This is a genomic window from Paenibacillus sp. WG02, from assembly GCF_055396115.1.
The window spans coordinates 4867694-4880044 of the sequence record NZ_AP036016.1; the positions used below are offsets into that span (position 1 = coordinate 4867694).

General features: G+C 48.7%; 9 protein-coding genes and 2 pseudogenes. All 11 read right to left on the minus strand.

The window, feature by feature from the left end:
* Positions 1-8: 8 nt before the first annotated feature.
* Positions 9-1118: a citrate synthase gene (gene mmgD, locus ACBP55_RS22125; protein WP_464645000.1), complete on the minus strand. Its 1110-nt coding sequence runs from the start codon at positions 1116-1118 to the stop codon at positions 9-11.
* A 30-nt stretch (positions 1119-1148) separates the two neighbouring features.
* Positions 1149-2291 (minus strand): acyl-CoA dehydrogenase, encoded by a 1143-nt coding sequence (locus ACBP55_RS22130; protein WP_464645001.1) that lies wholly within the window; start codon positions 2289-2291, stop codon positions 1149-1151.
* 15 nt (positions 2292-2306) lie between these two features.
* A complete protein-coding gene (locus ACBP55_RS22135) occupies positions 2307-3158 on the minus strand; it encodes a 3-hydroxybutyryl-CoA dehydrogenase (protein ID WP_464645003.1) in 852 nt (283 codons plus the stop codon).
* A gap of 20 nt (positions 3159-3178) precedes the next feature.
* Positions 3179-4360 carry an acetyl-CoA C-acetyltransferase gene (locus tag ACBP55_RS22140; protein ID WP_464645005.1) on the minus strand — a complete coding sequence of 394 codons (1182 nt, stop codon included), beginning with the start codon at positions 4358-4360 and terminating at the stop codon, positions 3179-3181.
* Between the two features lie 26 nt (positions 4361-4386).
* The gene (locus ACBP55_RS22145) at positions 4387-6420 is read right to left on the minus strand and encodes a heterodisulfide reductase-related iron-sulfur binding cluster (RefSeq protein ID WP_464645007.1); all 2034 of its coding nucleotides are present in this window, start codon (positions 6418-6420) and stop codon (positions 4387-4389) included.
* 11 nt (positions 6421-6431) lie between these two features.
* On the minus strand, positions 6432-7412 hold the full coding sequence (locus ACBP55_RS22150; RefSeq protein WP_464645009.1) for an electron transfer flavoprotein subunit alpha/FixB family protein: 981 nt from the start codon (positions 7410-7412) through the stop codon (positions 6432-6434).
* Between the two features lie 12 nt (positions 7413-7424).
* Complete coding sequence (locus tag ACBP55_RS22155) at positions 7425-8192, minus strand: electron transfer flavoprotein subunit beta/FixA family protein (protein ID WP_464645011.1); 768 nt, start codon at positions 8190-8192, stop codon at positions 7425-7427.
* 27 nt (positions 8193-8219) lie between these two features.
* Positions 8220-8998 (minus strand): annotated as a pseudogene (locus tag ACBP55_RS22160) (enoyl-CoA hydratase).
* Positions 8999-9029: 31 nt separating this feature from the next.
* Complete coding sequence (locus ACBP55_RS22165; protein ID WP_464645013.1) at positions 9030-10310, minus strand: dihydrolipoamide acetyltransferase family protein; 1281 nt, start codon at positions 10308-10310, stop codon at positions 9030-9032.
* Between the two features lie 21 nt (positions 10311-10331).
* A pseudogene (locus ACBP55_RS22170) lies at positions 10332-11319 on the minus strand (alpha-ketoacid dehydrogenase subunit beta).
* Positions 11320-11332: 13 nt separating this feature from the next.
* Positions 11333-12346 carry a thiamine pyrophosphate-dependent dehydrogenase E1 component subunit alpha gene (locus tag ACBP55_RS22175; RefSeq protein WP_464645015.1) on the minus strand — a complete coding sequence of 338 codons (1014 nt, stop codon included), beginning with the start codon at positions 12344-12346 and terminating at the stop codon, positions 11333-11335.
* Positions 12347-12351: the final 5 nt, after the last annotated feature.

Genomic DNA, 12351 nt, shown 5'->3' on the forward strand with positions numbered 1-12351 from the left:
TATAGGTATTAAGGATGCAAATTGCGTGGTCCGCTATACAGAACCCGCGGACGGAAAAGGCGATTGTTCTCATGCTGCTCGATCACATGTGCGCATACGCCAATTGTACGTGCCGCCAAGAAGACAGGCGTGAAAAGATCGATCGGAATACCGAGCAAGTAATACACCGGGGCCGCATAATAATCCAGATTAGGATGCAGTCCTTTTTCCCGGTACATGACTTCTTCCCCGATCAGACACATTTGATACAAATGCTCCTGGCCTTTTGCAGTTGCCAACGGTTGAAGAGCCTCTTTCATGAGAAGGGCGCGTGGATCCGGTTTTTTCATGTAAACCCTGTGCCCGAAACCCATAATGCGCTCTTTGCGCGACAGCTTGCCGAGAATAAGAGGCTCCATTTTATCTACAGCTCCAGCCTCCAAGAGCATATGCATAACAGCTTCGTTTGCGCCGCCGTGCAGCGTTCCTTTAAGGGAAGCAACAGCGCCTGTCAAAGCGCCGATGATATCCGCTTGTGTAGAAGCGATGACACGAGCTGTAAAAGTCGAGTTCGGCATTTCATGTTCGCTATAGACGATAAGAGATTGGTCGAATATTCTCGCTTCCGTTTCCGTAGGTACTTGCCCTGTAATCATATACAGGAAGTTAGCACTGTACGAAAGGTCTTGACGCGGCTCAATAGGGTCCTGGTTGTTTACAGCGCGGAAGCTGTCGGCGACGATTTGCGGGACTTTGGCCAGCAAGCGAATCGACTTCCGGTAATTTGCCGCCCAAGACCGGTCGTCGATCTCTGTTTCCTCTCCAGCCAATGCCGAAATTCCAGTTCGCAGCACATCCATCAAGTGTGTGTTTTTCGGGAGCAGCCTGAGCAACTGAATCGTTTCTTTCGGCAAACCGGCTTCTCTCTTCAAATCTTGTTCAAGCCCCTTGTATTGATCTTCGTTGGGCAAATTGCCGTTCAACAGCAAGAAGACGATATCGAGGTAAGTCACTTTGTGTGCTAATTCAATCAGGTCATAGCCACGCAGCACAATTTCTTCATTGTCGACATCCAGAAATGAAATCCGGGTCTCGCTCGCGATAACATTTTCAAGACCGGGGTAATATAATTCGCTCATTTGATCCAACTCCCTCAATGAATTAACGTTTTAGCCCTTTAACAAATATTCGGAAATGACCAAACGCTGAATCTCATTCGTTCCTTCATAAATTTGCGTAATCTTGGCATCACGCATATACCGTTCCACAGGATATTCGCGGGTATATCCATAGCCGCCGAAAACCTGGACAGCTTCAATCGTCACGTCCATGGCGGTATCGGATGCAAACAATTTGGACATGGCGGATTGCAAACTATACGGAATCCCTTGATCCTCGCGCCATGCGGCTTGATACGTCAATAATCGGGCAGCTTCGATTTTCGTTGCCATATCCGCTATTTTGAATTGAATCGCTTGCAGCTTGCTAATCGGTTTGCCAAACTGAACACGTTCCTGCGCATAACGTGCCGCATGGTCCAAGGCTCCTTGAGCAATTCCCAGCGCTTGTGCAGCAATCCCGTTACGGCCTCCGTCAATCGCCATCATCGCAATTTTAAATCCTTCGCCTACTTGCCCCAACAAGTTATCCTTCGGAACTCGGCAATCGGTAAGAATGACTTCTGTCGTGGCGGAAGAACGAATGCCTAGCTTTTTCTCCTTTTTCCCTACGGAGAAGCCTGGGAAGCTTTTTTCCACAATAAACGCAGCAATGCCTTTATGCTTCAGCTCCGGATTGGTCTGAGCGAACACGACATAAATGTCGGCATAGCCCCCGTTCGTTACAAAAATCTTGGAACCGTTCAGAACCCATTCATCCCCTACCAGATCAGCTGCTGTCTTCATGCCGACGGCATCGGATCCGGATCCCGGTTCCGTCAGGCAATAAGCCCCCATGCTTTTCCCTTCCGCCATGGCCCGCAAATATTTTTGCTTTTGCGTCTCTGTACCAAACTTATACACCGACCATCCGGCTAACGACGTGTTGACGGAGAGGGTCACCCCGATGGAAGCATCGACGCGGGATAGCTCTTCGACTGCGATCACATAGCCCAAATAATCGGCCCCTGCGCCGCCGTACTTTTCCGGCCAAGGAATCCCACACAAGCCAAGCTTCGCCATCTTATGCCATATTTCCATATCAAAAGATTCATCCTCGTCACGTTGTGCTGCAGTAGGCCCGCATTCGTTTAAAGCAAACTCGCGTACCATGTTTTGCATCATTTGATGCTCTTCAGATAATAGAAAATTCATCGTTCTCTCCACCCTTTATGGATAGCTATAAAAGCCGCGTCCGGATTTCCTTCCCAACCAGCCTGCTTTGACATATTTGCGCAGCAGCGGGCATGGGCGATATTTGGAATCGCCCAATCCTTCATGTAAAACTTCCATAATCGAAAGGCATGTGTCCAAACCAATAAAATCCGCCAGCGTTAACGGACCCATCGGGTGATTCATCCCCAGTTTCATGATTTCATCCACCGCTTCAGGCGAAGCTACGCCTTCATAGACACAATAAATCGCCTCATTGATCATCGGCAGCAAAATCCGATTGGCTACGAAACCGGGATAATCATGGACTTCGACCGCCGTCTTGCCCATTCTTTTCGTCAAGTCTTCTACGATGGCATACGTTTCATCAGATGTGGCCAATCCGCGGATGACTTCAATCAGCTTCATGACCGGCACTGGATTCATAAAGTGCATGCCAATCACTTTGTCCGGACGTTTCGTGACCGCGGCGATTTCAGTAATTGGCAATGAGGAGGTATTGCTGGCCAAAATCGCATGTGGAGGGCTGATTTCATCCAGTTTTCGAAAGATGTCCGATTTGATTTGCATATTCTCAATAACCGCTTCCACAACAACATCCACGTCTTTGGCGTCAGCCAAATCCGTCGACAACGTGATACGGCTGACAATCTCATCCATTTCTTCTTGGCGTTTTCGCCCCTTTTCCACATCGCGAGAAAGATTTTTCTTGATGGAGTTGTAACCTTTTTCCACAAACTCCTCTTTGATATCATGTACAATGACTTGCAGGCCTGCCGTTGCTGCTACTTGAGCAATCCCGCTGCCCATTTGTCCCGCTCCGATCACCATAAGCTTATGAATGGTCATGCTTTTCTCTCCCTCGTTTCCTAGTCTACTTGAACCAGTATCGCATCTCCTTGCGCAGCTCCGCTGCATATGGCGGCAACGCCTAATCCACCGCCTCGGCGGCGCAGCTCGTAAATGAGTGTCATCAAAATACGGGCGCCGCTTGCTCCAATCGGATGGCCTAAAGCAATGGCGCCGCCATTGACATTCACATTTTCCGGATCCCAACCGACTAGTTTGCCGCTGGTCAACGTAACCGACGCAAATGCTTCATTGACTTCGAACAGTGCAATATCCTGTACGGATACCCCCGTTTTCTTTAATACCTTTTGGATCGCGAGGCCTGGAGCGGTGGCAAGATAGGGGGCTTCCAGCCCAACGGTGGCATGCCCGATGATGGTTGCGAGCGGTTGTTTCCCCAATTCTCTTGCCTTTTGTTCCGACATCAACACGAAGGCTCCAGCCCCGTCGTTCACACCCGGAGCATTCCCTGCTGTAACCGTTCCATCTTTGACAAAAATCGGAGCCAATCGGTTTAGAACTTCTAAAGTGGTATCCTTCCGGGGGGCTTCATCCGTCTCGACGATGATTGAATCCCCTTTTCTTTGCGGGATCATGACCGGTACGATTTCATCCTTGAATTTCCCTTCCGCCATCGCCTGAACCGCTCTCTGATGGCTGCGGAAAGCCCAAGCATCCTGGTCCAAACGGGAAATCTCGTATTCCGCAGCAACCGTGCTGCCATGAACCGCCATATGGACTTGCTGGAAGGCGCATGTTAATCCGTCATGAACCATGAGATCCTTCAACACCGCATCGCCCATTCGCCCGCCCCATCGGCCGCTCGGCATCGCATAGGGGGCATTGCTCATACTTTCCATACCGCCCGCAACAATAATGTCCCCATCACCGGCACGGATGATTTGATCGGCCAGCGTAACCGCACGTAAACCGGATCCGCACACTTTATTGATTGTCTCCGTGCTTACTTCCCATGGCAGGCCTGCTAAGCGCGCCGCTTGGCGGGAAGGGATTTGTCCGGCACCGGCTTGAACGACCATTCCCATAATGACTTCATCTACCTGATCCCCATCAACACCGGCTCGGACCAATGCCTCGCGAATCGCCGTTCCGCCTAAATCCACGGCTTGCAATTGTTTCAAGGAGCCTCCAAATTTTCCGAAAGGGGTTCTTGCGGCACTAACAATGACTGTTTTCGACATCCTTGATTCCGTCCTCCCATAAACAGTTATAGTGATCTTTCGACGATTTCGGCAATATCCAACGTTTTGACTTGGTTTTCCACTTCTTTAGCTTTTGTGCCGTCGCTCATCATCGTCAAGCAATAAGGACAATTGCTTCCAATGGTTGTTGGGCTTAGGGTAAGTGCCTGCTCGGTACGTTCCATATTCACGCGCTTCCCTTGGGTTTCTTCCATCCACATCATGCCGCCTCCGGCTCCGCAGCACATCGAGTCCTCACGATTGCGCTCCATCTCCAGCACTTGAACGCCAGGGATACTTTTCAGGATTTGTCTCGGAATATCATAAATATCGTTGTACCGCCCAATATAGCAAGAGTCATGATAAGCGATCGCTTCCTTGACCTCCTTGGTCGGCTTGATGCGATCTTCCCGAATCAGCTTCCAGACGAGCTCGGTGTGATGGTACACTTCCGCTTCAAGTCCGAATTCAGGGTATTCGTTCTTAAATGTGTTATACGTATGCGGGCAAATCGTTACAATCTTTTTGACATGATAATCCTGAAAGTTTGCGATGTTTTCCTTGCATAGCTGTTGGAATAGAAATTCATTGCCCATGCGCCGGGCGGTTTCCCCGGAATTCCTCTCTTCATTGCCCAGGATGGCAAACTTCACACCGGCTGTGTTCATGATTTTGGCAAAGGATTGGGCGATTTTCTGGCTGCGGATATCAAAGGATCCCATCGAGCCGACAAAGAACAAATATTCAAAATCAGGTTCCTCATCCACGGTGGGAGCGTAAATATCGTCCCGTCCTTCACGCCATTTGATCCGCTCTTTGCGATTGATCCCCCATGGGTTGCTTTGCCGCTCGATATTTTGGAAATAGCGGCTCGCCTCATGCGGCATCTTTCCTTCTGTCAACACGAGATAACGGCGTATGTCGACAATTTTATCCACGTGTTCGTTGGCTACCGGACATTGATCTTCGCAGTTGCGGCATGTAGTGCAGGCCCATAACTCTTCTTCCGTAATGACATCGCCGATCAGATTGGTCGCATACGTTTCTACGGTGGCCGCCTGCTCCGATCGCAGAGAAAGAGAGAATACGAGACTCGGCACCCACGGTGTACTAGACGTGATCACAGACCCTTTTTCCGTCAAGTGATCGCGCATTTTTACAATCAAATCCATTGGAGATAAGGTCTTGCCTGTGCCGGAAGCTGGACACATTTGGGTGCATCTCCCGCATTCCACACAGGCATACAAATCGATTAATTGATTTTGCCGGAAATCTTCGATTTGTCCAACGCCATAAGTTTCCTGAGTTTCATCATCAAAGTCGATCGAGGTTAATTTTCCCGCCGGCTTTGTGTCTCTTAACAAAATATTCACCGGCGCAAACAATATGTGAGCGTGCTTGGATTGCGGGACATATATTAAAAAGGATAGGAGTGTCAACAGATGAACCCACCAGCATACATAGAACCAAATTCCGGCATTATTTGCGTTCATCCCTGCAAATAGCCCCGCGATCACCGAGGAGAAAGGCGTATAGGCGCTTCCCGCCTCACCCAGCCAAATATGCTCGAAAGTAAGAGTCAGGAAAATCGATACCATCAATACGGTCAAGAATATAATGACCAGACTGGATTTCAGACTGCGCTTAAGCCGCGGCAATTTTTCAATAAAACGGCGATAGAACGCATAGATCACCGCCAATAATACGAGGAACGTAGTGATTTCTTGCGATACACTGAAATATGGATGAGCATTCCCGAAAGGGAGTTCAAAGCCTTTAACAAATCCTTTGAGGATCATTTCCAAAGCACCCAATTGCAAAATAAGAAATCCGTAGAACATGACGATATGCATCACGCCGCTATTGGAATCCTTCAGGAGCTTCTTTTGTCCAAATACTTGAACCACGAATTCACTCATCCGGGTACCGAGGTCTTTCTGCAAATCCGCCTTTTTGCCGAGTCGAATAAAGGTCACCCGGCTATAAACGATGCTGCAAAATACAAAAAGGGCATACCCGGTTACCGCCATGAATGCCAAAAAGTGAAGTAGAGACAGCATTCCTCATCCCTCTAATCCTTAGTATTTAACACATTTTTGAACTCTTCCGTTAAGAGGGGAATGACTTCGAATAGATCACCGACAATTCCATAGTCGGCTATTTTAAAGATCGGAGCTTCCGAATCCTTGTTGATCGCCACAATCACTTTCGCATTTGACATTCCGGCTACATGCTGGATGGCTCCGGAAATGCCGCAAGCGATATAAAGATCCGGGGTCACCACTTTGCCGGTTTGGCCAATCTGTAAAGAATAATCGCAGTACTCGGCATCGCACGCTCCGCGGGATGCACCTACTGCACCACCCAATACTTCGGCCAGCTCTCGCAATGGAGCAAAGCCTTCCACGCTTTTCACGCCTCTTCCCCCGGATACGACAACCTTGGCTTCGGCCAGGTCGACGCCATTCGCAGCTTTTCGAACAATTTCCTTGATCGTGGTTTTTAAATCTCTAATATCAGCTGCAAAATCAACTTGGTTGGCCATACGATGAACATCCGCTTCTTGCATGGGTATATTATTCGGACGGATGGTTGCTAGAATCGTATTTTCAACTGACTTTTTCTTTTGGAACGCCTTTCCGGCATAAATGGGACGGGTGAAAACAACTTCACTATCATCCACCGATAAATCCGTCACATCGGATACCAGACCTAATCCTAATCTGGCAGCGACACGCGGAGCCAAATCCTTCCCCAATGCAGTATGTCCAATCAAGATAACATCAGGTTTGACTGCACTCATCAATTGAGTAAAAGCCTGCGTATAGGCTTCTGCTGTGTATGGATCCAATTGTTTGTTGGATACAACATACACTTGAGTCGCTCCATAGTGAGCAAGTGGAGTCACCTGCTGAGAGGAATGACTGCCAAAAACAGCCGCAACAATCTCTCCGCCTTCCGCTATCCGATGAGCAGCGGATAAACATTCATACGATACCTTTCTTACATTTCCTTCGCGAGTCTCAGCAAAGACAAGAATCTTTTTACTCATCTGTTCTCCCCCTTAGATTACCTTGGCTTCTTGATGAAGCAGTTTGACAAGCTCTTTTGCCTGATCCTGTAGGTTGCCTGCCAAGATCCGTCCTGCATCCTTGGGTTTCGGAAAAAATTGATCGATAATTGTCGTCTTTGCTTTCATATCATCCGGATGCAGACCAAACTGATTCGCATTTACTTTTTCGATTGGCTTTCTCTTGGCTTTCATAATGCCCGGAAGAGACGGATATCGGGGTTCATTCAATCCTTGCTGTGCCGTAATGAGGACAGGGAGCGACGTCTTGATGATTTCGGTATCTCCTTCTACATCCCGAACCACGGTTGCCGATTGGCCCTCAACGGTTAATTTCGTAACGGAGGAGATGTGGGGAATCCCTAACTCCTCGGCCAAACGGATACCGACTTGCCCGGCCCCATTATCCACAGATGTTTTCCCTGCTAATACAATGTCAAACGATACATGTTTGATGATCGAAGAAATCACTTTGGAAATCGTATGCTCATCTCCCGACAGGGATTCGTCATCAACCAGAATCCCTTTGTCCGCTCCCATGGCCAACGCCGTTCGGACGGCACTTTCAGCCCCGGATGGACCTAGGGTAATAACGATCACTTCCCCGCCAAACCTCTCTTTCAATCGGATACCTTCCTCAACTGCATATTCGTCATAAGGATTAATAATATGATTTAATCCCTCGTTCATTACGAGTCCATTGCTAATTGTTATTTTTTCCTCCGTATCCAGCGTTTGCTTCAAGATCACAACAATGTTCATCCCGTTTCCCTCCTTATCCCTATGCGCTTACTGGTCTTTGAATATAGGACGCCTTTTCTCAAGAAAGGCTTGAATGCCTTCCTTCGTATCTTTACTTTCGAACAACTTTCCAAATAGCTCCGCTTCCCGCTGCAGCCCCTTCTCTTGCCCTTCAATACATCCCCGCTCAACCGCGGATAATGCGGCACGAACCGTGAGCAAGCTTTTTGCAGTTATTTTCTCAGCCAAGGCAGTAACCGTTGCTTCCAATTCCTCAATTGCTACAGCCTTGGAGACCAAACCAATAAGATGAGCTTCCTCTCCGTCTATGATATCGCTTGAGAGAATGAGTTCGATCGCTTTCTCCCGATTGGTCAAACGGGCTAGCCTTTGCGTTCCGCCGTAACCGGGAATCAATCCTAAATTCAACTCCGGCAGACCGATTTTGGCAGAATATGCCGCAACTCGTACATGGCAAGCCATGGCAAGCTCCAGCCCTCCGCCTAAACAAGCTCCGTTAATCATCGCAATAACCGGTTTGAGAGCTGCTCGATTTTTGTAAAGAGATTCTGTCCATATTTCGACAGTTCTTCTCCCTGTTGTGAACTCTCGATGGTTGTAAACTCTTTAATGTCAGCACCTGCTATAAAAAATTTCCCTTCCCCCGTCAGGATGATGACTTGAATGTTGTCATCCGCCGCTACCCTCTCGATCACCTTGTTCAACTCTTCCAGGGTTTGGCGGTTTAATGCATTCGCCGGTGGATTGGCAATCGTGATCGTTGCTATTCGGTTTCTAATCGCTACCTTCACCTTTTGGAATTCCATCCCGTTTCCTCCTATCCTCATTTATGTATCTTCAATAAAGTTTGATATCCTCCGGGCCCAAGCTTTCGATCTTTTGCTTCAGCCTCTGCAGGAAACGGCCGCACACAAGACCGTCTAACACCCGGTGATCCAAGGAGAGGCAAATATTCATCATATCTCGAATCGCAATCATCTGATTATCGATCACAACGGGTTGTTTGACGATGGACTCGACACTTAAAATAGCTGCTTGAGGCTGGTTAATAATTGGGGCAGAGAGCACTGAACCAAAAGAACCGGTGTTCGTGATCGTAAATGTTCCGCCGGACATCTCTTCCATAGTAAGCTTGCCTTCCCTACTCTTCTTGGCTAAGTCATCTACCGCTTTCGCCAGACCCAGAATGCTTTTCTGGTCGGCATCTTTGATGACCGGAACGAAGAGCGAGTCCTCCGTTGCCACGGCAATCGAGATGTGAATCGCTTTTTCCACGATAATGCTGTCGTCTGCCCACTGTGAGTTCAACAACGGAAATTCTTTGAGCGCCTCTACGACAGCCTTGATAAAGAAAGGCATATAGGTAAGCGCTATTCCTTCTTTTTTCTTAAAATCATCTTTGACCCGGCTGCGGTAATGAACTAGATGGGTAACATCACAGGGAACCGAGAGCCAAGCGTGAGGCGCGTCATGCTTGCTTTGCACCATCCGATTCGCGATGGTTCTGCGGACAGCAGTCAATGGAATAACCCGATCCACTTGACTGACCGAAATATCAGCAGTAGTGGAGACACTTTTCGGTGCAGACGATTTCGCAGCTTCCGAGACGATTTCTTTCGAAGCGGCTGTAGTAAAAACTGAAGCTTCCGGCTCTTGAACGACCGTTGCCACTATCTGCCTCTTTCCTTCCACGAGCTCCATAATGTCGATGCGGGTAATCCGACCACCAGCTCCCGTTCCTTGGAGCATAGACAAATCCACATTGTGCTCTTGCGCCAACTTGAACACGGCAGGCGACAACCGCTGTTTGGCTCCTTCCGAGATCGAAACGGCGGTAGCCGCAGCCGGAGCACGGTGACCCGGCGTTGAAGCTGCCGCGCCTTCTAAGACAATGGAGCAAATCAAAGCTCCAACAGGAACGGTTTCGCCTTCTTGGACCACAATCTCCGAAATTGTACCCGTGAACGTAGACGGTACCTCGGCTACGACTTTATCTGTTGTTACCTCGCAGATAGGGTCATACTTCTTTACTTGATTCCCTGCCTTTACCAGCCACTTGGAAACAGTACCTTCTGTGACGCTTTCTCCAAGCTGGGGCATGATCACTTTTTCAGCCATGGTCATCTCCTCGTTCTATGATTAACTTTGGGCTAATTCCTTCATCGCATCGTATACTTTGTCTTGATTTAGCATAAAGAACTTTTCCATGATGCCATTATAGGGCGTAGCAGGGACATCGGGTCCGCAAAGGCGTTTGATTGGCGCATCAAGCTCAAACAAGATTTCCTCTGCGATTACGGCGGAAATTTCGCCCCCAAGACCCCCCTCTTTATTATCCTCATGAACTATGAGCACTTTCCCTGTCTTACGGGCGGCCTCGACAATTGATTCCTTATCCATCGGATACAGTGTGCGCAAATCCAAAATGTGGGCGCTGTACCCGTCTTCTTTCGCTAATTTTTCGGCAGCTTGCAGAGCGAAATGCAAGGTTAGTCCATACGTGATCACCGTAATATGTTTTCCTTCGCGCTTGACATCCGCCTTACCGATCGGGACGACATAATCCGTGCTCGGCACTTCTCCTTTAATCAAACGATAGCAGCGCTTGTGTTCGAAAAACAGAACCGGATCTTCATCGCGGATCGCTGATTTTAGCAATCCTTTAACGTCGTAAGGCGTCGATGGAGCAACGACCTTTAAGCCCGGAATATTGCAAAACATGGCTTCCACGCATTGCGAATGATAAGGTCCACCGTGAATGCCGCCCCCATAAGGAGCCCGGATTACCAAGGGGCAGTTCCAATCCCCATTCGAACGATACCTCATTTTTGCTGCTTCACTTACAATCTGATTGACAGCGGGCATTATAAAATCGGCAAACTGCATCTCAGACCACAGGCCTGAACCCATATGCCGAAGCTCCGACCGCAACCCCCACAATTGCCGATTCAGCAAGGGGAGTATCGAGCACGCGCTCTTCCCCAAACTGTTCATAAAGCCCTTGCGTAGCTTTAAATACGCCTCCCTTTAAGCCTACATCTTCTCCTAACACGAACACTTTAGGATCGCGAGCCATCTCCTCACGAAGTGCCAAATTAACCGCCTCAATATACGAAATGACTGTCATTGTTTATTCCCCCTTATTCCGCGTATACATGCTTCAGTGTATCTTCCGGTGCAGGAGCCGGTGCAGCCTCGGCATATTCCGTCGCCTCATCCACTTCCCTTGCAACCCAGTCTTGAATCTCCTTCTCTATCTCATCCGTCAGGACGCCTGTTTCTCTAAGGTATCGGTAAAAAAGCGGAAGGGGATCTTTCTTCTTCTCTTCCACCACTTCTCCCTTCGGACGATAGTGACGGTCATCATCATCGGAGGAATGAGAGGTGAAACGGAAGCAACGGGCTTCGATTAAAGTTGGCCCTTCTCCTCTTCTTGCGCGATCTACGGCCTCTTTCATGACTCTGTATACTTCCAGCGGATCGCTTCCGTCGACACTGAAACCCGGAAACCCATATCCGGCAGCCCGGTCAGCAATGCTTTGGCAAGCTACTTGCTTGGAAAACGGGACCGAAATGGCGTATTTATTATTCTCGCAGAAGAAGATGACGGGCAATTTGAAAACACCGGCAAAATTAGCTCCTTCATGAAAATCGCCCTGATTGCTGGATCCTTCGCCAAAAGAGGCAAACACGACCTGATCCTTGCCCTCCATCCTTCCTGCTAAAGCCAAACCCACGGCATGGGGAACTTGGGTGGTTACCGGACTGGAACCGGATAAAATCCGATATTTTTTGCCTCCAAAGTGCCCTGGCATTTGCCGTCCTCCGCTATTCGGATCCTCAGCCTTGGCGAACGAATTGAGCATCAAATCCCTTGCCGTCATGCCAAAGGAGATGACCAGCCCGATATCCCGGTAATACGGACAAAGAAAATCTTTACTTTTATCAAGCGCATAGGCCGCTCCGACTTGAGCCGCTTCCTGTCCCTGACAAGAAAGTACAAACGGAATTTTGCCTGCGCGGTTAAGGAACCACGTCCGCTCGTCTACCCTACGGGCTAACAGCATATCCCGATACATGCCGAGAACTTGTTCAGCGGATAAACCTAAAGCTTGATGCCTGTTTTCTACATTGCTGATTCCTGATTTAACCATCGCAA

Excerpts from the sequence above, each read along its gene's own strand:
- mmgD (WP_464645000.1), bottom strand. The coding sequence starts at position 1,118 with ATGAGCGAATTATATTACCCCGGTCTTGAAAATGTTATCGCGAGCGAG.
- ACBP55_RS22130 (WP_464645001.1), bottom strand. The coding sequence starts at position 2,291 with ATGAATTTTCTATTATCTGAAGAGCATCAAATGATGCAAAACATGGTA.
- ACBP55_RS22135 (WP_464645003.1), bottom strand. The coding sequence starts at position 3,158 with ATGACCATTCATAAGCTTATGGTGATCGGAGCGGGACAAATGGGCAGC.
- ACBP55_RS22140 (WP_464645005.1), bottom strand. The coding sequence starts at position 4,360 with ATGTCGAAAACAGTCATTGTTAGTGCCGCAAGAACCCCTTTCGGAAAA.
- ACBP55_RS22145 (WP_464645007.1), bottom strand. The coding sequence starts at position 6,420 with ATGCTGTCTCTACTTCACTTTTTGGCATTCATGGCGGTAACCGGGTAT.
- ACBP55_RS22150 (WP_464645009.1), bottom strand. The coding sequence starts at position 7,412 with ATGAGTAAAAAGATTCTTGTCTTTGCTGAGACTCGCGAAGGAAATGTA.
- ACBP55_RS22155 (WP_464645011.1), bottom strand. The coding sequence starts at position 8,192 with ATGAACATTGTTGTGATCTTGAAGCAAACGCTGGATACGGAGGAAAAA.
- ACBP55_RS22165 (WP_464645013.1), bottom strand. The coding sequence starts at position 10,310 with ATGGCTGAAAAAGTGATCATGCCCCAGCTTGGAGAAAGCGTCACAGAA.
- ACBP55_RS22175 (WP_464645015.1), bottom strand. The coding sequence starts at position 12,346 with ATGGTTAAATCAGGAATCAGCAATGTAGAAAACAGGCATCAAGCTTTA.